Here is a 20250-nt window from a genome sequence, read left to right as displayed (position 1 = left end):
CCGCCGATGTCGCCCATGCCCGAAGGCCGCTGGCCCTGGCGCCGCTGGCGCACGGCCTGGCGCCGCTGGTCGCTATGGAGCCTGCTGGTCGCCCTGGTCCTGAGCATGCTCGTCACCATGGTCTGGCTGGCCGGGCGCTACGAGGCCTCCCAGGTCCAGGACAAGCTGGAGCGCGACACGGCCAATGCCGTGGCCGACATACGCGCAGCGCTCAACCGCAACCTGCAGGACCTGCAGGCGCTGAACGCGCCCGACAACGAGCCCGCCGAATGGAAGACCCGCGCCGCCGAACTGCTGCAGGTGCGCCGCGAGCTGATGCGCATCGAGTGGCGCGACGCGGGCCTGCAGATCCGCTCCCATGCCGAGACCCCCTATCGCAATGTGCAGTGGGAAGACCAGCTGCGCACGAACAACACCCACCCCGAGGCCGTGCTGACCTGCACCCACGCGCGCCGCCTGAACGGCCCCGCCTACTCGCCCAGCTACTTCCAGCTGCTGGCCGAGGGCCTGGGCACGGAGATGATGGAGGTCTGCCTGCCGCTGACGCAAAGCGGCCACATCATCGGCTTCGTCATCGGCACCTACAGCCTGCAAAGCCTGCTGATCACCCAGGTCAGCAAGAACCTGCCGCGCACCCAGGAAGTGTCCTTCACCGAGCCCGACGGCACGCGCCTGGCCCTGCTGGGCGCCTCCTGGCGCGGCACGCGCATGTTCACGGCGCAGCAGCTGCTGGATCTGCCCGGCAGCACCCTGGTGCTGCGCATGGACAGCTGGCACCGCGCGCCCAGCGTGTTCCCCAACGTGCTCACGGCCCTGGTGACGCTGATGTCCATCGCCCTGGTCTCCGTGGTCGCCGTGCTGGTGCGCGACAACCGCCGCCGCCTGCGTGCCGAGCGTGACCTGGGCGATGCGCTGGCCTTTCGCAAGGCCATGGAGGACTCGCTGGTCACGGGCCTGCGCGCGCGCGACCTGCAGGGCCGCATCAGCTATGTGAATCCGGCCTTCTGCAACATGGTGGGCTTCACGGCCGAGGAGCTGCTGGGCCTGAGCATCGCGCCCTACTGGCCGCCCGAGCGCGCCGAAATCTACGCGCGCCGGCGCGACAACCGCCTGTCCGGCAACGCACCGCCGCCGCGCGAGGGCCACGAAAGCATCTTCATGCGCAAGGACGGCACACGCATTCCGGTGCTGATCTTCGAGGCGCCGCTGATCAACGCCCAGGGCCAGCACACGGGCTGGATGAGCGCCTTCATCGACATCAGCGAGCAAAAGCGCATGGAAGAGATCTCGCGCGCCTCGCAGGAGCGCCTGCAGGCCACGGCACGCCTGGCCACCGTGGGCGAAATGGCATCGCTGCTCAGCCATGAACTCACCCAGCCGCTGGTGGCCATCTCCAGCTACGCCACGGGATCGCTGAACATGCTGGGCAGCGACGACGGTGCGGCAGGCAGCGCCGGCAACGAAGCCCATCTGCGCCAGCAGTTGCAGGACTTGCGCATGGCCATGGAGCGCATCAGCTTCCAGGCCGACCGTGCAGGCCGCGTGATCAAGAGCGTGCGCGACTTCGTGCGGCGACGCGACCAGTCACGCGAAGTCATAGGTGCCGCCGAACTCATAGACGCCGTGCTGCCGCTGGTCAGCCTGCAGGCGCGCAACCTGGGCGTGCGCGTGACCACCGATATCGAGCCCGGCCTGTCGCCCGTGCTCTGCGATCCGACCATGATCGAGCAGGTGCTGCTCAACCTGGCGCGCAACGACATGCAGGCCATGGACTCGCCCGAGACCGTGGACCGCGAACTGCAGTTGCGCGTGCGGCGTGCGGCCGCCAGCACGCGCCGCAGCTGGGTGGAATTCGCCGTCATCGACTGCGGCAGCGGCATCCCCAAGCATGTGGCGGAGCAGTTGTTCACGCCCTTCTTCACCACGCGCAACGAGGGCATGGGCCTGGGCCTGAGCCTGTGCCGCACCGTGGTCGAACAGCATGGCGGCCACCTGCAGCACAGCCCGCACAGCCCGCGCGGAACCGTCTTCGCCTTCACGCTGCCGACCCACAACCCGGCACAGGTGGAACCATAGATGGAACAATAGGCCCATGGAACCTGTACCCGACGCCACCGTCTACATCGTCGATGACGACACCGATGTACGCGAAGCGCTGGCCTGGCTGCTGCGCTCGCGCCGCCTGCTCAGCGAATGCTATGACAGCGCAGAGGCCTTCGACGCCATGCTGCAGTCGCGCCCGCCGCCACGCAATCCCTGCTGCCTGCTGCTGGACATGCGCATGGGCGGCATGAGCGGGCTGGCGCTGTTCAACCTCATGCTGGAGCGCAACCAGATCGCGGGCATGCCCGTGATCTTCCTGACCGGCCATGCCGACGTGCCCACGGCCGTGGACACGGTCAAGCGCGGCGCCTTCGATTTCTGCGAGAAGCCCTTTTCGGACAACGCGCTCGTGGACCGCATCGAGCAGGCGCTGGAACTGTCAGCCCAGCACCAGGCCGAGACCCGCGCACGCGAGGCCGTGCGTGCGCGCTTCAACGAACTGACGGAGCGCGAGCGCGACGTGATGCGGCTGGTGGTGGAAGGCATTCCCAACAAGCTCATCGCCGACCAGCTGGACATCAGCGTGCGCACAGTCGAAGTCCACCGCGCGCGCGTCTTCGACAAGATGCAGGTCAAGTCGGCCGTGGAACTGGCCAACCTGCTGCGCACGCACGGCTGACATCCTCAGAAATACGTGGCGATCACGTCGACCACGTCGTAGCTATCGTTGACGACGGCCATCTGCCGCCATTTGTCGAAGGTCAGGCAGGGGTGGGAGATATCGAATGCCAGCATGTCGCCGACGCGCAGGCCATCGTCCTCGGCCACCTTCAGGAAAGCATGCTGGTCCATCATGGCCGTGACCTCCCAATGGGGCGGTGCGGCCACCGGCGCGGCATCACCGGGGCGGTAGCGCAGCGCGGGCCGGGGCGGCACGGCCTCGAAGGCGGTATCGCGCTTGCCCAGCGCCACGATGGCGCGGCCGGGCTCGGGCAGTGACTGCACATAGGCCCAGACCTGCAGCGCAGGCAGCAGGCTGGCACGCATCTGCTGCGCCACGGGGTTGGTCTGATCGATGCGCTGCTGCGCTGCCTGGTAGATGCCCGCGTCATGCGTGAGATAGCAGCCGGGGCGCAGCACCAGATCCAGCGCTCCCCCTATATCGGCCTTGCCGAATTCCTGGGCCACCACGTCGTACCAGGCCGAGCCGGCCCCCGTGAGCACGGCCGGGCTGCGCTGCAATCGTCCATCGCTTGCGAGCCGCTCAAGCCAGAGAACGGCGCGCCGCAGCAGGGTGCGAATGGCATCCTCTTCCTTGAGCACGCCCTCGTAGACCTCGATGCCGGCAAGCCGCACGGCCACGCCAGCCCTTGCCAGCGCGTCCAGCAGCGGCTGCATCTGCGCATCGGAACGCACTCCCGTGCGCCCGCCGGGCGGGCCCAGCTCGATCAGCACCTGCACGGACTGGCCCGCCGCGCCAAAGAAGGCTGCCAGTTGCTCGACCTGCTCGGCGCAGTCCACCAGGCAGAAGAACTCGAAACCGGGATCGGCCAGCAGCTCGGCCACGGCGGCCATATTGCGCCGTCCGATCAGCTGGTTGGCCATGAGCACGCGGCGCACGCCGTGGGCATGGGCCACGCGTGTCTGCTGGGCGGTTGCCAAGGTGATGCCCCAGGCGCCCGCATCGATCTGCTGGCGGAACAGGCGGGGCGCCATGGTCGTCTTGCCGTGGGGCGCGAGCTTGGCGCCGTAGGCGTCCACAAAGCGCTGCATCCAGGCCAGGTTGTGCGCCAGGCGCGACTGCGAGAGCACGGCGGCCGGCAGGCCCAGATCCTCGCGCAGCAGATTCCAGCCCTGCGCTGCGGCGTCCTGCGGCGCGCAGGGCGCCGACAGCGCACCCAGGCCCTTGTCGAGCGGGCTGACCACGTCGGCCATGCCTGCTGTGCTTGCTTCACTCATACGACTCCCCATTGATGGATGGGTGCCAGCATAGGGCAAGCCAGGTGGCCGCCCACGCAAAAACGCCCCGCGTTGCGGGGCGTTGCATCCGGGCCAGAGCCGGGATCAGCGGGGCTGCTGGTACTGGGGCTGGTATTGCGGCTGCTGGTACTGCGGCTGCTGTTGATACTGGGGCTGCTGCTGCTGCTGGTGCTGCTGCGGGATCTCACCCACGAAGATTTCCACGCGGCGGTTCATGGCACGGCCGCTGGCCGAGTCGTTGGAAGCCACGGGCTGGTGCGAGCCACGGCCTTCGGTGGCGATGCGAGCGCCCGAGACGCCGCGCATGGTCAGGTAGTTGCGCGTGCTGTTGGCGCGGTCCAGCGACAGCGGGTTGTTGATGGCGTCCGAGCCGGTGCTGTCCGTGTGGCCGATGATGCGCACCTCGGCATTGGGGTTGTTGCGCAGGCCTTCAGCGAAGCGGTCCAGGATGGGGGCGAAGTTGCCCTTGATGTCGGAACGGTTGGTATCGAACGAGATGTCGCTGGGAATGTCGAGCTTGAGCTGGTTGTCGGCCGTCTGGCTCACGTTCACGCCCGTGCCCTGGGTGGCCTGCTCCATCTCGCGCTTTTGCTTTTCCATGTTCTGCGACCAGATGTAGGTGCCCAGTGCACCCACGCCGGCACCGATCACGGCGCCCGTGCCGGCCCTGCCGCCGGTGACCGCGCCCAGCACGGCGCCGGCTGCAGCGCCCACGCCAGCACCCGTGGCCGTGCGGCGCTGGGTGTCGCTCATGTTCGCGCAGCCGGAGATGAACAGTGCGGCAGCCGTTGCGGCGGCCAGAACGATGTGCTTGCGCATGGGAAACTCCTTTTTGAATCTTGGGAACGCACCGTGCGGTAGCGCCAGGGTCCCCATTGTGGAAAGCAGGCTGCGCACAGCCTATCAGTGCGAGCAGGGCATACCCGTAGGACGGCGCCCGCTCCGCGAGGCTGCCTCCACGGCCGTCACGGGCCGCTGCGATCCTGCCCGGGGGAGGGTTTGTCTGGAGACGGATGCGAATCCCGTGGCGTGTCCACGGGCAACTCGCCCTTGCGGCGCCCGGAGAACATGGTCCACCACACAATAGCGACCAGAATCACCAAGGCCAGCAGTGCTTCGAGCAAAATCAACCCCATGAATTTCCACCTCCTGCGCCATGCCGCGATGGCGCTGATTGTAGGGACGCTGGTCGCCTGCACGACCACCACCAAGCCGGTCTATGACCCTTCGCCCGTGCCCGACCTGCAGCCGGGAGGCCCGGTCACCGTGACACCCAGGCCCCCGCTGGTCACCAGCACCCCCACCAAGAGCCGCTGGATCGCAGCCGACTGGAGCGAATTGCCCGGCCTGCAGGAAGACGCGCTGCACGAAGCCTGGAATGCCTGGCTCAAGAACTGCGAACGGCCCAGCTCGGTCTTCGCGGGCCTGTGCCGGGACGTGCGCCAGCTGAGCATTGCCACGGGCGACGAGCAGCGCGCCTGGCTCATGGCCAATCTGCAGCCCTACCGCATCGAAGCGCTGGGCGGTGGCCCGGACGGCATGCTGACCGCCTACTACGAGCCCCTGTTCGAGGCGCGGCGCCTGCCGGGCGACGGCTTCAACGTGCCGCTGTACAAGACGCCGGCCGGCGCCGGCTTCGGCAGCCGCAAGCCCTGGTTCTCGCGCCAGCAGATCGAGACGATGCCCGAGGCCCAGGCGGCCCTGGCAGGCCGCGCCATCGCCTGGCTGCGCGACCCCGTCGATGCGATGGTGCTGCACATCCAGGGATCGGGGCGCCTGAACATCACCGAGCCCACAGGCGCGCAACGCACGATCCGCGTCGCCTTTGCGGGCACCAATGACCAGCCCTACAAGAGCGTGGGCCGCTGGCTGCTGGACCAGGGACTGGTGCGCGATGCCACCTGGCCGGGCATCAGCGCCTGGGTGGCCGCCAACCCCGGCCGCGTCAATGAAATGCTGTGGAGCAACCCGCGCTATGTCTTCTTCCGCGAGGAGCCGCTGGAAGGCCTGGACCTGCAATTCGGCCCCAAGGGCGCCCAGGGCGTGGCCCTGACCCCGGGCCGCTCCATCGCCGTGGACAAGCAGAGCATTCCCTACGGCACGCCGGTCTGGCTGTCCACATCCGGGCCCACCGTGGCCCTGAACCGCCTGGTCTTTGCCCAGGACACGGGCAGCGCCATCGTCGGCGCCGTGCGTGCCGACTACTTCATGGGCTGGGGACCCGAAGCCGGCGACCTGGCCGGCCGCATCAAGCAGAACCTGCGCCTGTGGGCCTTCTGGCCGCGCAGCCTTGCCAGCCAGGCGCCGCACTTGAGGTGACCCCCTGAGCGGCTACGCCGCTTCCCCCTCTCTACTCGCTTCGCGAGGGAGGGGGACGACAGCCCCGCTTTGGGGTGCGCCGGTTTTATCCTTTGCGCCAAGGCTCGCCCCGCATGGCACAAGACCAGCGCAGACACATCTCTATCCACTGTCCCTCGCTCTGGCGCAGCCCAACGCCAGGGGCGCCGAGCAAGAGCCGCCTCGCTGCGAGGGCGCCGTCCCCCTCAGGGGGAAGGCGCGCAGCGCCTCAGGGGGTATCGAAGTACCTCGTGACGCGCGGCGGTTCCTTGCCCTTGTGATAGGCCAGCTTGCGGTCGCGCAGGGCCACGTCGGCGGCGGTGACGCGGTCGAAGCGGCGCAGGTGCTCGGTCCAGGATTCGTCGATGATCTGCTCCACATAGCGCTCGGGATGGCTCATGCTGTGCAGCAGGCTCCAGCCCAGCGCGCCCTGGCGCATGCGGCTGCGGCGGCTTTCCTGCATGAGGGCGCGGAAGGCCTCGGCCTGGGTGGGGTCGATCTGGTACTCGATGGTGACGACCACGCGGCCGGCTTCGGGGATGTTGACCTCGGGGCGCTGGAAGGCCTTGGAGGGACTCAAATCCTCCTCGATCTGGCGGTCGCGCACCAGGCGCTGGACCAGCAGCATGCAGACCACGCCGCTGGCGGCGGCCACCATGAGGCTGCCCCGCACGCCCACCATGCTGGCCACCTGTCCCCAGAGAGCGGCCCCTGTCGCCGTACCGCCCATGATGGACATCTGGTAGATGGACATGCCGCGCGCCCGCACCCAGTTGGGCAAGGCCATCTGGGCCGAGACGCCCAGCACGTTGGCGGTGGAGATCAGCGCCATGCCGGCCAGCATCATGGCCGGCACGGCCATGTAGACATTGGGCGACAGGGCCACGGCCAGCGTGGCCAGCGCATGCACGGCAGAGCCCGACCGGATCAGGCTTTCCTTGGACATGGCCTGGCGCAGGCGCGGCAGGAACATGGCACCCACGATGGCGCCCGCCCCCATGGAGGCCAGCAGCAGCGTGAAGGTCTCGGCGCCGCCGCCGCCCTCGGTGGGGCCGTGCAGGCGCTGTGCCACCAGGGGCAGCAAGGCCATCACGGCCGTGCACTGCAGGAAGAAGCACACCGTGCGCGCCAGCACCGCATGCATGCGGGGCGACTCGCGTACGAACTGCAGGCCCACGCGCATGGCCGAGGGCAGGCGCTCGCGGCCCAGCGGGTTGGCCACATGGCGGCGCTTCCAGCGGATCAGCACGATGCCCGAGAGGATGGACAGCACGGCGTTCAGCACGAACACCCATGCGCTGCCCAGGCTGGCGATGATGGCGCCGGCCACCAGCGGGCCGATGATGCGCGAGGCGTTCATGGCCACGGCATTGAGCGCCATGGCCGAGGGCAGGTGGTGCTTGGGCACGAGTTCGGGAATCAGCGCCGAGAACACGGGCCAGCGCATGGCCAGGCCGATGCCGTTGGCAAAGGTCAGCACCAGCAGCCAGTGCGCCGTCATCTGGCCGGACAGCACGAACAGGCACAGCACCAGGGCCACGGCCGCCACCCAGAACTGGGTGACGATGAAGTAGCGGCGCCGGTCCAGGATGTCGGCCAGCGCGCCGCTGGGCAGGCCCAGCAGGAAGACGGGCAGCGTGGAGGCCGATTGCACCAGGGCCACGAGCACGGGCGAGGTGGTCAGCGAGGTCATGAGCCAGGCCGCCGCCACATCGTTCATCCACATGCAGGTATTGGCCGCCATCCAGATCAGCCAGAGCATGCGGAAGGTGGGGCCGGACAGCGGCGCCCAGACGCCCTGCTGGGCCTGGGCCGTCTTCTGGCCTTCGGCCTCGGCAGCCGCCTTGTCGGCGGCCGTCATGCCTGACGGGTCTTCGATCAGGGTGCCCGGCGCCCCCATGCCCGAAGGCTCGGCCGGGGGCGGGGTGGAAGGCTCGGATTCAGAGGCAGGCGGCTGGGCGGGGACTGGTGTTGTTTGTTCTGCGGCCATGTGCCCCTGATTCTCGGCCCAAACGCGGGGGTGGCGCCAGAAATGGTTGTTGCACTAAGAACCACGATCACCGCCTTGCGCGGCAGGCGTTTTTTGCTCCTTTTGCAGGAGCACACTGTCGCTTCGGCGCGACCTTCACAGGCCAGTCCGCCGGCCTGCGGCTACTGGTCCGGCAGGCCCTTGCCCGCCATGGGCCCCAGCTGGGACAGGGGCAGCGCATGGCTGGACTTGATCTCGCCCAGCGAGAAACTGGTCTGCATGTCCTTCACATTGGGCAGGTTCAGCAGCGTGTTGCGCGCGAACTGCGCAAAGCTGTCCAGGTCGCGCGCCACCACCTGTAGCTCGAAGGTGCCGGTGCCGCTGATGTAGTGGCAGGTCACGACCTCGGGCAGCTTGCGGATGGCGTCCTCCATCTCCAGCGTCAGCGTGCCGGCCGTGCGCACGGCATCGAGCCGCACGAAGGCCAGCACGCCCAGGCCGATCTTGTGGCGGTCGATGTCGGCGTGGTAGCCGCGGATGAAGCCCGCCTCCTCCAGCGCCCGCACACGGCGCCAGCAGGGCGCGGCCGACAGGCCCACGCGCTGGGCCAACTCGGCATTGGTCAGGCGTGCGTCGGCCTGCAGGTGGCCGAGGATGGCAATGTCGAATTTGTCCAAAGTTTGCACAAAACACCGTTTTTAAGAAAGATTCTTGCCAAGAATACTTGAAACAGCGCAAAGAAAGCAAAGACCTATCAGACGAGCACGAATACACTGAAAAAAGGCGATTTGGTTCAGACAACGAGTGCCGTGCATGCCTCTTTCCCGTTCCGGGCAGGACATGACAGGGCGCCGACCATCGATGGAGACAAGCCATGAATGCCCCACTGCCCGAAGACGTGCGCCGCGCCCTGGAGACGGTCACTCTCGACGACAAATACGCTCTGCAGCACGGCCGTGCGTTCATGAGCGGAGTACAGGCCCTTGTGCGCCTGCCCATGCTGCAGCGCCAGCGCGACGCTGCAGCGGGCCTGAACACCGCAGGCTTCATCAGCGGCTACCGGGGCTCCCCGCTGGGCGGCTATGACCAGGCGCTATGGGCCGCAAAAAAACACCTCGAATCCAACAACATCGTCTTCCAGCCCGGCGTCAATGAAGAGCTGGGCGCCACGGCCGTCTGGGGCACGCAGCAACTGGATCTCTATCCCGAGACCAAGAAGTTCGACGGCGTCTTCGGCCTGTGGTACGGCAAGGGCCCGGGCGTGGACCGCTGCTCCGACGTGTTCAAGCACGCCAACATGGCGGGCACGGCCAGGCACGGCGGCGTGATCGCGCTGGCCGGCGACGACCACATCAGCAAGAGCAGCACGGCCGCCCACCAGAGCGACCACATCTTCAAGGCCTGCGGCACGCCGGTGTTCTTTCCCAGCAATGTGCAGGACATCCTGGACATGGGGCTGCACGCCTTTGCCATGAGCCGCTTCTCCGGCCTGTGGTCGGGCATGAAGACCATCCAGGAGGTGGTGGAGTCCTCGGCCAGCGTGTCGGTGGAGCCGGACCGCGTGAACATCATCCTGCCCGAGGATTTCCAGATGCCGCCCGGCGGCCTGCACATCCGCTGGCCCGATGCGCCGCTGGAGCAGGAGCAGCGGCTGATGAACTACAAGTGGTATGCGGCCCTGGCCTATGTGCGCGCCAACCGGCTCAACCACAACGTGATCGACGGCCCCAACGACCGCTTCGGCCTGATCGCCAGCGGAAAGGCCTACAACGACATGCGCCAGGCCCTGGCCGACCTGGGCCTGGACGACGACACCTGCCGCCAGCTGGGCATACGCGTGCACAAGGTCAACGTGGTCTGGCCGCTGGAGGCCACCATCACGCGCGACTTCGCGCGCGGCCTGCAGGAAATCCTGGTGGTGGAGGAAAAGCGCCAGGTCATCGAATACCAGATCAAGGAAGAGCTGTACAACTGGCGCTCCGACGTGCGGCCCAACGTGGTCGGCAAGTTCAGCGATGAGCACGGCGGCGAATGGTCGGTGCCCAATCCCAGCCAGGACTGGCTGCTGCGCCCCAATGCGGACCTGACGCCGGCCCTCATCGCGCGCGCCATCGTCCAGCGTCTGACCAAGATCGGCGTGCCCGAACACATCGCCCAGCGCATGCACGAGCGCATTGCCGTGCTGGACGCCCGCGAGGCCGCGCTCAAGGCCGCCCAGAGCCAGCCCACGGGCGACCGCGTGCCATGGTTTTGCAGCGGCTGCCCGCACAACACCAGCACCCGCGTGCCCGAGGGCAGCCGCGCCGTGGCCGGCATCGGCTGCCACTACATGACGGTGTGGATGGACCGCTCCACCAGCACCTTCACGCAGATGGGGGGCGAGGGCGTGACCTGGGTGGGCCAGGCGCCCTTCACCAAGGACGCGCATGTCTTCGCCAACCTGGGCGACGGCACCTACTTCCACAGCGGCCTGCTGGCGATACGCCAGAGCATCGCGGCCGGCGTGAACATCACCTACAAGCTGCTGTACAACGACGCCGTGGCCATGACGGGCGGCCAGCGCGTGGGCGAGCGGCCCGAGGGCCACTCGGTGCTGCAGATCATGAACAGCCTCAAGTCCGAGGGCGTGGCCAAACTGGTCATCGTCACCGACGAGCCTGCCAAGTACGACGGCGTGGCGCTGGCCGAGGGCGTGACCGTGCACCACCGCGACGAGCTGGACCGCATCCAGCGCGAGTTCCGCACCCTCAAGGGCTGCACGGCCATCATCTACGACCAGACCTGCGCCACCGAAAAGCGCCGCCGCCGCAAACGCGGCACGCTGGCCACGCCCGACAAGACCGTGGTCATCAACGAATTGGTCTGCGAAGGCTGCGGCGACTGCTCGGTGCAGTCCAACTGCCTGTCGGTCGAGCCGGTGGAGACCGAGTTCGGCCGCAAGCGCCGCATCAACCAGAACACCTGCAACAAGGACTACTCCTGCGTGAAGGGCTTTTGCCCCAGCTTCGTCACCATCGAAGGCGGCCAGCTCAAGAAGCCCAAGAAGGAGAAGAAGGGCGACCTGTCCATGCTGCCCGCCATCCCGGAGCCCGTGCTCCCCGTGGCCGAGCAGGCCTGGGGCATCGTCGTGGCCGGCGTCGGCGGCACGGGCGTGATCACCATCGGCTCGCTGCTGGGCATGGCGGCCCACCTGGAGGGCAAGGGCGTGATCACCCAGGATGCGGCCGGCCTGGCGCAAAAGGGCGGCTCCACCTGGAGCCACATCCAGATCGCCAACCGTCCCGAGGCCATCTACACCACCAAGGTGGACATGGCCAAGGCCGACCTGGTGATCGGCTGCGACCCCATCGTCACGGCCACGCCGACCACCATGTCCGTGATGCAGCCGGGCCGCACCTTCGTGGCGCTCAACAGCCACGGCTCGCCCACGGCAGCCTTCGTCACCAACCCTGACTGGCAGGCGCCGGACGACCGCTGCGCCAGCGCACTGGCCCAGGCCGTGGGCCCCGAGCTGCTGGGCAGCTTCGACGCCGAGCAGGTGGCCGTGCAACTGCTGGGCGACAGCATCTACACCAACCCGCTGATCCTGGGCTACGCCTGGCAAAAGGGCCGCGTGCCGCTGTCGCATGCCGCGCTGATGCGCGCCATCGAACTCAACGGCGTGCAGGCCGACAACAACAAGGCCGCCTTCGAGTGGGGCCGCCGCTGCGCCCATGACCTGGCTGCCGTGCGCGCCCTGTTCCAGACGGCCCAGGTAATCCAGTTCGTCAAGAAGCCCTCGCTGACCGAGATGGTGGCCAAGCGCGTGGACTTCCTCACGGGCTACCAGAACGCCGCCTATGCGGCCGAGTACCAGGCCTTCGTGGACAAGGTCCATGCCGCCGAGCGCGGCGTGGCGGGCTCGGGCACGCGCCTGTCGGAGGCCGTGGCCCGATATCTGTTCAAACTCATGGCCTACAAGGATGAGTACGAGGTCGCGCGCCTGCACACCGATGCGGCCTTCAGCCAGCGCATCGCCGGCATGTTCGAGGGCGACTACCGCGTGGTCCACCACCTGGCGCCGCCGTCGTCGGCCGGCAAGGACGAGCACGGCCATCTGGTCAAGAAGTCATACGGTCCCTGGATGCGCAAGGCCATGGAAGTGCTGGCGAAGATGAAGGGCCTGCGCGGCACGGCGCTGGACCCCTTCGGCCGCACGGAGGAACGCCGCACCGAGCGCGCCCTGATCCAGGAATACCGCCAGTGCATCGAAGGCCTGCTGGCCGAGCTCACGCCCGAGCGCCTGGCGCTGGCCGTGGAGATCGCCAGCATTCCCGAGGACATCCGCGGCTACGGCCATGTCAAGGAGCGCAACCTGGCAGCGGCCCGCATCAAGTGGAAGGCGCTGATGGCACGCTGGAGCGCACCGTCACGGGGTGCGGGCAGCACGGGCAAGCCCGCCGTCGGCGTCGCCTGAAACCACACGGACCGCCCCGCTCCAGGGGCCTCCTGTAAGATCGCTGCCGCCGTCCGCACCGCAAGGTGTGGGCGGCGCGGCTCCGTCAGGGTCCGTTCCATGGACCGTCAAGCCGGGCGCAAAAATCACGAAAAACCGCGCTCCACCCCTTTAAAAACGGCAGATGGCAGCCAGTTGCAGCCATCGTCGCCGAAAAACCCGCAGCCGCCAGATCCTGGCAGCCCATGTGGGTCAGGGCTGACGCATACAATGCTCCGTTCTCCTGCGCGGGCCCGTGCATACGGCGTGCGCAGCGACCCTTTTTCGACCTTCCAATCCTGGAGTCTTGCCCGTGTTTATTTCTTCCGCTTTTGCCCAGACCGCACCCGCAGCAGCAGCCTCCGGTGGCGACTTCATGTCGCAGCTGTACGGCATGGCACCGCTGGCACTGATGTTCGTGGTGCTGTACTTCGTGATGATCCGCCCCCAGATGAAGCGCCAGAAGGAGCACCGCTCCATGATCGAGGCGCTGGCCAAGGGCGACGAAGTGGCAACGTCCGGCGGCATCATCGGCCGCGTGACGCGCATGTCCGAGCAATTCCTGCACATCGAGATCGCCTCGGGTGTGGAAGTCCAGATCCAGCGCAGCGCCGTCGTACAGGTGCTGCCCAAGGACACGCTGAAGTAAGCGCTGTCCCTGTCTTGCGGGTGTGCGGACCGCGCAGGCGGCAGCACACCCTTTTGTGCGTTGCTGTCTACAAAGAGCGAAGAGCGCGATCATGAACCGATATCCGGTCTGGAAGTACGCGATCATCGTGATCGCGCTGCTGGTGGGGGTGCTCTACACCCTGCCCAATTTTTTCGGTGAGGCGCCTGCGGTGCAGGTCTCCTCGGCCAAGGCCACCGTCAAGGTGGACAACGCGGTGCTGCACAGGGTCGAGGAGGCCTTGAAGGCTGCCGATGTCAAGCCCGATGTGCTGACCATCGAGGGCACCTCGGTGCGGGCGCGCTTCAACACGCCCGACGAGCAGCTCAAGGCCAAGGACGTGATCCAGAAGGCCCTGATCCCCGATGCCAACGACCCGGCCTACATCGTGGCGCTGAACCTGGTGTCGCGCTCGCCGCAATGGCTCACGGCCGTCGGCGCCAAGCCCATGTACCTGGGCCTGGACCTTCGCGGTGGCGTGCACTTCATGCTGCAGGTGGACATGGCTGCGGCCCTGACCAAGAAGGCCGACTCCTTTGCCGGCGACCTGCGCACCTCGCTGCGCGACAAGAACATCCGCCACGGCGGCGTCTCGCGCAACGGCAACACCGTCGAGATCCGCGTGCGCGACGAGGCCATGCTCACGGCCGCCCGCAATCTGGTCACCGACCAGTTCCCCGATCTGGCGGCCACCTCCGAGCCTGATGGCGCCGGCTTCAAGCTGCTGGCCTCCATCAAGCCCGAAGCCCTGCGCAAGGTGCAGGAGCAGGCGCTCAAGCAGAACATCGTCACCCTGCACAACCGTATCAACGAGCTGGGCGTGGCCGAGCCCGTGATCCAGCAGCAGGGTCTGGACCGCATCATCGTCCAGCTGCCCGGCGTGCAGGACACGGCCAAGGCCAAGGACATCCTGGGCCGCACGGCCACGCTGGAAGTGCGCCTGGTCGACGAATCCTCCGAGGCGCGCGGCGCCGAGCTGGGCTCGGGCCCCGTGCCATTCGGCTCCGAGCGCTACCTGGACCGCAACGCCCAGGCCGTGATCGTGCAAAAGCAGGTCGTGCTGACCGGCGAGAACCTTACCGACGCACAGCCCGGCTTCGACAGCCAGACCCAGGAACCCACGGTCAACCTGGTGCTCGATGCCAAGGGCGCGCGCATCTTCAAGGACATCACGCGTGAGAACGTGGGCAAGCGCATGGCCATCATCCTGTTCGAAAAGGGCAAGGGCGAGGTCGTGACGGCTCCCGTGATCCGTACCGAGATCGGTGGCGGACGCGTGCAGATCTCGGGCCGCATGACCACGGCAGAAGCCAACGACACGGCCCTGCTGCTGCGTGCCGGCTCGCTGGCCGCGCCCATGGAGATCATCGAGGAATACACCATCGGCCCCAGCCTGGGCGCCGACAACATCAACCGCGGCATCCACTCCGTGGTCTGGGGCCTGGTGGCCATCGCGGCCTTCATGTGCGTGTACTACATGCTGTTCGGCGTGATCTCCACGGTGGCCCTGTCGGTCAACGTGCTGCTGCTGCTGGCCATCCTGTCCATGCTGCAGGCCACGCTGACCCTGCCCGGCATCGCCGCCATGGCGCTGGCGCTGGGCGTGGCCATCGACTCCAACGTGCTGATCAACGAGCGCATCCGCGAGGAACTGCGCGGCGGCGTCTCGCCGCAGGCCGCCATCCATGCGGGCTACGAGAACGCATGGCACACCATCCTGGACTCGAACGTGACCACGCTGATCGCGGGCCTGGCGCTGCTGGCCTTCGGCTCCGGCCCGGTGCGCGGCTTCGCCGTGGTGCACTGCATCGGCATCCTGACCAGCATGTTCTCGGCCGTGTTCTTCTCGCGCGGCCTGGTCAACCTCTGGTACGGCCGCCGCAAGAAGCTCAAGAGCATCTCCATCGGCCAGGTCTGGAAGCCGGAAGACACCAGCCAGTTGCGCTCGGTGACGGCCAAGGGTTCCAGCGTCGCCGATTCCGGCGCCAACAACTGAAAGGGGGAAGACCATGGAGTTCTTCCGCATCCGCAAAGACATCCCCTTCATGAAGTACGCGTTGGTCCTCAACGCGATCTCCTTCATCACCTTCGCGCTGGCCGTGTTCTTCCTGCTCACGCGCGGCCTGCACCTGTCCGTGGAGTTCACGGGCGGCACCGTGATGGAGGTGGCCTATACCCAGACCGCCGACATCGCCAAGGTGCGCGATACCGTCTCCAAGCTGGGCTACAGCGACGTCACGGTGCAGAACTTCGGCACATCGCGCGACGTGATGATCCGCCTGCCCGTGCAAAAGGACGTGTCCTCCGCGCAGCAAAGCGAGCAGGTGCTCACGGCGCTCAAGAAGGAAGACGCCGAAGTCACGCTGCGCCGCACCGAGTTCGTGGGCCCGCAGGTGGGTGACGAACTCATGCACAACGGCCTGATGGCCCTGGGCTTCGTGGTGCTGGGCATCGTGATCTACCTGGCCATGCGCTTCGAATGGAAGTTCGGCGTGGCCGCCGTGATCGCCAACCTGCACGACGTGGTCATCATCCTGGGCTTCTTCGCGTTCTTCCAGTGGGAGTTCTCGCTGTCCGTGCTGGCCGGCGTGCTGGCCGTGCTGGGCTACTCGGTCAACGAGTCGGTCGTGATCTTCGACCGTATCCGCGAAGCCTTCCGCAAGTTCCGCAAGCTCAGCACCACCGAGGTGATCGACCACGCCATCACCAGCACGATGAGCCGCACCATCATCACCCACGCCTCCACCGAGGCCATGGTGCTGTCCATGTTCTTCTTCGGCGGTCCCAGCCTGCACTACTTCGCGCTGGCGCTGACCATCGGCATCCTTTTCGGCATCTATTCCTCGGTCTTCGTGGCCGCCGCCATCGCCATGTGGCTGGGCGTCAAGCGCGAGGATCTGATCAAGGCGCCCAAGGCTTCCACGGACCCCAACGATCCCAACGCTGGCGCCACCGTGTAAGCAGATGTTCTAGACCTGTACCGGCTTACACTCGCGGGCATGCCCTCCCTGCCCACCCCTTCCAACGCGCCTGCTGGCACCCAGTCTTCACTGGGCCAGCAGGCGCGTTTGCATTGGGTGCGTGGACTGTGCAAGGGCCTGCCCGGCGTGGCCCAGCAGTTGCTGGCCCAGATGGAACAACAGGCCCAGGCCGTGGGCACCGCACGTGAAATGCAGGAGCGTCGCGAGGCCTGGTCCAGCTACCGCCAGCACCAGGCGGCCTGGCTGAATGCCTGCATGCAGGCGCTGCAGGGCGCACTGCAGCCAGCCAAGGCGGCGGCTGCTGCTCCGGTGCCGCAGCGCGGGGCGCTGCAGTTCGAACTGCTCAGCGACGATGTGGTGGAGAACAAGATCCTGGCCTCCCGCATGGCGCTGGCCATGGGGGAGGCCACGGCACCCGTCTTCGATACGCTGCGCCTGCGCATGCAGGCCATCGAAAACCAGGAACTGCCATCCGACGACATTCTGCGCAGCGAGTCCGTGTGCCGCCATCTGGTCGAGCAATGGCTCGCCAGCGGCCTGCAGCGCGGCGATCTGCAGCGCGTGATGGATCTGCTGCAGACAGCCCTGGCACCGCTGCTGGTGGCCGGATACCAGGCGGCCCACCAGCTGCTGGATGGCCAGGGCGTCACCCGTTCGCAGGACGTGGCCATGCGGGTGCGGCGCACCGAGGGCGGCCACTCCACGCGCGCCATGGGCCTGGGCCCGGCCACGGCGCCTGCCTCGACCTCGCAGCCTTCCTCAGCCTATGCGCCCACGCAGATGGGCGGCGCGCCGGGCGCTGCCGCCTCCTATCCGCCCAACGGAGCACTGCCCCAGGGCCAGATGCCCGTGGGCCTGACAACACTTTCGCGCGCACGCCACCGCGCCCATGAAGTCGTGGGCCAACTGCGCCGCCTGCTCATGCAGCCGGGCGTGGGCGTGCCGGGCCTGGTGCCCGGCGTGGGCGGCGTGGGCGGCGTGGGCGGTGGCCTGCAGCAGGCCCCCGCATCGGCCGCGCTGACCCAGGCCCTGCTGGAGCAGCGCGTCGTGGCCCAGACGCAGTACCAGCAGATGCTGGCCCGGGGACTGACCACGCTGCAAATCGATGCCAGCCCGGCCGCCATCGGCCAATTGGTGGGCCAGGTGCGCGAGCGCTCGGCCGAGCTCAAGCGCAAGGCCACCACCTCGGGCGAAAAGGCCACCATCGAGATCGTGGCCCTGATGTTCCAGGCCATCCTGACCGAGGACCGCATCCCGCCCTCGGTGCGCGTCTGGTTTGCCCGGCTGCAGGTGCCCGTGCTGCGCGTGGCCTTGGCCGAGCCGGAATTCTTCAGCAACCTGCGCCACCCGGCCCGGCTGCTGATCGACCGCCTGGGTTCGTGCGTGATGGGGTTCGACGCCTCCAGCATCAGCGGCAGCGCGCTGGAGTCGGAGATCCGGCGCATCGTCCAGGTCATCGAGCAGTACCCGGAGACCGGCCAGAAGGTCTTCGTGCTGGTGCTGCGCGAGTTCGAGGACTTCCTGGCGCGCTACCTGACCCAGTCGCAGGACAAGGCCAAGATCGTCAGCGTGGCCCAGCAGGTGGAGCAAAAGGAAACCCTGGCCATCCAGTACACGATCGAGCTGCGCCACCTGCTCACCGACATGCCGGTGCGCGAAGAGATCCGCGAGTTCCTGTTCAAGACCTGGACCGAGGTGCTGGCCCTGGCCGCCGTGCGCCACGGCGCCAAGGACGCGCGCACCATGCGCTTCAAGCAGGCCGCCAGCGAACTGGTCTGGGCCGCCAGCGCCAAGCCCACGCGCCAGGAACGCTCGCGCGTGATCCAGACGCTGCCGACGCTGCTGCAGACGCTGCGCGAAGGGCTGGCCCTGATCGGCGTCACGGGCGAGGGGCAGTCCGCACGCATCAAGCTGGTCACCGACACGCTGGCCGAAGCCTTCGTCTCCAAGACGGCGACCATCGCACCGGCCCGCATCGAAGCCATGGCCCAGCGGCTGTCCCATCTGGAGCAGTACATCAGCGAAGACGGCATGCTCGACGAGGACATGCCGCTGTCGCCCGAGAACATCGAGATGATCCTGGGCGTGGACACGGCCGGTCTCAACGTCATCCCGAGCACCAACACCCCCGTGGACCCGGTGATGCTGGAGTGGGCCACCTCGCTGGAGCCGGGCCGCTGGTTCACGCTGGACCACAACGGCGCGCGCATCCAGGTGCAATACACCTGGCGCAGCCGCCGCAAGCAGCTGCACCTGTTCGCCGCGCTCGATGGCACCTGCCACCTGCTTCAGCTGCGGCGCATGGCTTCCTACCTGCAGTCCGGCCTGCTGTCCGTGCATGACGAAGAGGCGCTCACGGTGCGCGCGACGCGCGATGCGCTGGAGAAGATTCAGGCGAACCCTGAAAGGCTAAGCTCCTCCTGAGGCGCTGCGCGCCTTCCCCCCGGGGCACGGCGCCTCTCTACCCGCTTCGCGGGGGAGGGGGACGATGCCCTCGGCTAGGCGCCCCCACCGCGAGGCGGCTCTTGCTCGGCATCTCCCGCTTGGGGACGCGCCAGTTTTTGAGATCAGGCCTGGGCCAGGCGCTGGAACAGGCCGCCGGGCAGGCGCTCCACGCGGCCTTCCAGTTCAAGCTCCAGCAGGTGGGCCTGCAGGGCTGCGGCATCCATGCCTGTGCGGTCCATGAGCTCGTCCAGCGACAACGGATCGTGGGCCAGGGCGCGCAGGGTGGCGTCGTTCTCATGGTCCTGGGCGGACTGGACAGCTGCCGCTGCCGCCGCTGCTGCCGGTACGGGCTTGGCAATCGGCAGGCGCACGGCCGTTCCCTGCAGTTCATCGAGCACGTCCTGCGCCGTTTCCACGAGTTTGGCGCCCTGGCGCAGCAGCGCATGGCAGCCGCGCGACTGGGGCGCGTGGATGGAGCCGGGGATGGCAAAGACCTCGCGGCCCTGTTCGCTGGCCAGCCTGGCCGTGATCAGCGAGCCCGATTGCAGGGCCGCCTCGACCACCAGCGTGCCCTGCGACAGGCCCGCAATGATGCGGTTGCGCTGCGGAAAGTGCGCGGCCATGGGGCCGGTGCCCAGCGGATATTCGCTGACGATCAGCCCGTGGCTGGCTACTTCGCGGGCCAGGCCGATGTGGCGCCGTGGATAGACCTGGTCCAGGCCCGTGCCCACGACGGCAATGGTGACGGGCGCCGCCTGGGCGCCCGTGCGCAGCACCGCTCGCAGTGCGCCCTCATGGGCAGCGCCATCCACGCCCTGCGCCAGTCCGGAGACGATGCACAGGCCGGCCTCGGCCAGCGCCTGCGCCATGGCACGCGCATTGGCCGCGCCCTGGACCGTCGGCCCGCGGCTGCCGACCATGGCCAGGGACTGTGGATAGGGGAACCAGGGGCCCGGCCCTGTCATGCAGCGCTCGCTGCCCTGCACATGCAGCAGCAGCGGCGGATCTTCGGTCTGCAGCAGCGCCTGCGGATACTGGGGATGGCCCAGCGCAAGCACGGCATGCAACTGCCCGGAAGCGGGCTGGTCCAGCCATTGCACCGTGGCCGCCACAAGCTGCTCCAGGCGCTGGGGCACGGTCTGCAGCGAATGGGCCTGCGCCGCCGTCACCAGGCCGTGCCAGGCGGCTGGAGGGCCGCTCCAGATGTTCTGCGCGCCACCGCAGGCCGCCAGCAGGCGCCGCGCCGTGGTGCGGCCCACGCCGGGCGTCAGCAGCAGCCGAAGCCAGGCGGACAGCTCCTCGGGAGCGAGCCGGTCGGTGGACTGCAAGGCGGCCGCCATGGCGTTGCCGGCAG

Annotated in this window: 14 protein-coding genes; 8 read left to right on the top strand and 6 right to left on the bottom strand. The window is 67.8% G+C overall.

Annotated features, from left to right (window positions below):
• Positions 1 to 6 precede the first annotated feature (6 nt).
• Together DACI_RS04320 and DACI_RS04315 are read left to right on the top strand one after the other, a co-directional pair.
• Positions 7 to 2076 (top strand): two-component system sensor histidine kinase NtrB, encoded by a 2070-nt coding sequence (locus tag DACI_RS04320; RefSeq protein ID WP_012202779.1) that lies wholly within the window; start codon positions 7 to 9, stop codon positions 2074 to 2076.
• Positions 2077 to 2092: 16 nt separating this feature from the next.
• Positions 2093 to 2722, top strand: a complete 630-nt coding sequence (locus DACI_RS04315; RefSeq protein ID WP_012202778.1) for a response regulator transcription factor — start codon at positions 2093 to 2095, stop codon at positions 2720 to 2722.
• A gap of 5 nt (positions 2723 to 2727) precedes the next feature.
• Here the strand turns inward: DACI_RS04315 and DACI_RS04310 are convergent, their stop codons facing one another.
• The 3 genes from DACI_RS04310 to DACI_RS32335 form a co-directional block, all read right to left on the bottom strand.
• Positions 2728 to 4002: an amino acid deaminase gene (locus tag DACI_RS04310; RefSeq protein WP_012202777.1), complete on the bottom strand. Its 1275-nt coding sequence runs from the start codon at positions 4000 to 4002 to the stop codon at positions 2728 to 2730.
• Positions 4003 to 4107: 105 nt separating this feature from the next.
• On the bottom strand, positions 4108 to 4842 hold the full coding sequence (locus DACI_RS04305; RefSeq protein WP_012202776.1) for an OmpA family protein: 735 nt from the start codon (positions 4840 to 4842) through the stop codon (positions 4108 to 4110).
• A gap of 146 nt (positions 4843 to 4988) precedes the next feature.
• Positions 4989 to 5159 carry a hypothetical protein gene (locus DACI_RS32335; RefSeq protein ID WP_016449371.1) on the bottom strand — a complete coding sequence of 57 codons (171 nt, stop codon included), beginning with the start codon at positions 5157 to 5159 and terminating at the stop codon, positions 4989 to 4991.
• Between DACI_RS32335 and mltA the strand changes: the two genes are divergently transcribed.
• Positions 5158 to 6342: a murein transglycosylase A gene (gene mltA / locus DACI_RS04300; RefSeq protein WP_034389752.1), complete on the top strand. Its 1185-nt coding sequence runs from the start codon at positions 5158 to 5160 to the stop codon at positions 6340 to 6342. The genes DACI_RS32335 and mltA overlap by 2 nt on opposite strands.
• A 247-nt stretch (positions 6343 to 6589) precedes the next feature.
• On the opposite strand, the gene DACI_RS04295 is transcribed toward mltA, so the two are convergent.
• Both DACI_RS04295 and DACI_RS04290 read right to left on the bottom strand, forming a co-directional pair.
• Positions 6590 to 8350 (bottom strand): MFS transporter, encoded by a 1761-nt coding sequence (locus DACI_RS04295; RefSeq protein WP_012202774.1) that lies wholly within the window; start codon positions 8348 to 8350, stop codon positions 6590 to 6592.
• Positions 8351 to 8511: 161 nt separating this feature from the next.
• Complete coding sequence (locus DACI_RS04290) at positions 8512 to 9015, bottom strand: Lrp/AsnC family transcriptional regulator (protein ID WP_012202773.1); 504 nt, start codon at positions 9013 to 9015, stop codon at positions 8512 to 8514.
• A 188-nt stretch (positions 9016 to 9203) separates the two neighbouring features.
• Between DACI_RS04290 and DACI_RS04285 the strand changes: the two genes are divergently transcribed.
• The 5 genes from DACI_RS04285 (at position 9204) to DACI_RS04265 (ending at position 18875) form a co-directional block, all read left to right on the top strand.
• On the top strand, positions 9204 to 12785 hold the full coding sequence (locus DACI_RS04285) for an indolepyruvate ferredoxin oxidoreductase family protein (RefSeq protein ID WP_012202772.1): 3582 nt from the start codon (positions 9204 to 9206) through the stop codon (positions 12783 to 12785).
• A gap of 331 nt (positions 12786 to 13116) precedes the next feature.
• Positions 13117 to 13452, top strand: a complete 336-nt coding sequence (gene yajC, locus DACI_RS04280) for a preprotein translocase subunit YajC (protein WP_012202771.1) — start codon at positions 13117 to 13119, stop codon at positions 13450 to 13452.
• A 91-nt stretch (positions 13453 to 13543) separates the two neighbouring features.
• A complete protein-coding gene (gene secD, locus DACI_RS04275; RefSeq protein WP_012202770.1) occupies positions 13544 to 15466 on the top strand; it encodes a protein translocase subunit SecD in 1923 nt (640 codons plus the stop codon).
• A 13-nt stretch (positions 15467 to 15479) separates the two neighbouring features.
• Positions 15480 to 16430, top strand: coding sequence for a protein translocase subunit SecF (gene secF / locus DACI_RS04270; protein ID WP_012202769.1), 951 nt, complete (start codon positions 15480 to 15482; stop codon positions 16428 to 16430).
• 39 nt (positions 16431 to 16469) lie between these two features.
• Positions 16470 to 18875 (top strand): DUF1631 family protein, encoded by a 2406-nt coding sequence (locus DACI_RS04265; protein WP_012202768.1) that lies wholly within the window; start codon positions 16470 to 16472, stop codon positions 18873 to 18875.
• A 143-nt stretch (positions 18876 to 19018) separates the two neighbouring features.
• Here DACI_RS04265 and dprA read toward each other — a convergent pair whose 3' ends face one another.
• Positions 19019 to 20236 carry a DNA-processing protein DprA gene (dprA, locus tag DACI_RS04260; RefSeq protein WP_012202767.1) on the bottom strand — a complete coding sequence of 406 codons (1218 nt, stop codon included), beginning with the start codon at positions 20234 to 20236 and terminating at the stop codon, positions 19019 to 19021.
• Positions 20237 to 20250 lie beyond the last annotated feature (14 nt).

This window comes from Delftia acidovorans SPH-1, from assembly GCF_000018665.1.
Taxonomy (GTDB): domain Bacteria; phylum Pseudomonadota; class Gammaproteobacteria; order Burkholderiales; family Burkholderiaceae_C; genus Comamonas; species Comamonas acidovorans.
The sequence above is the reverse complement of the archived record's forward strand: the minus strand, read 5'-3'. Positions and strand labels throughout refer to the sequence as shown.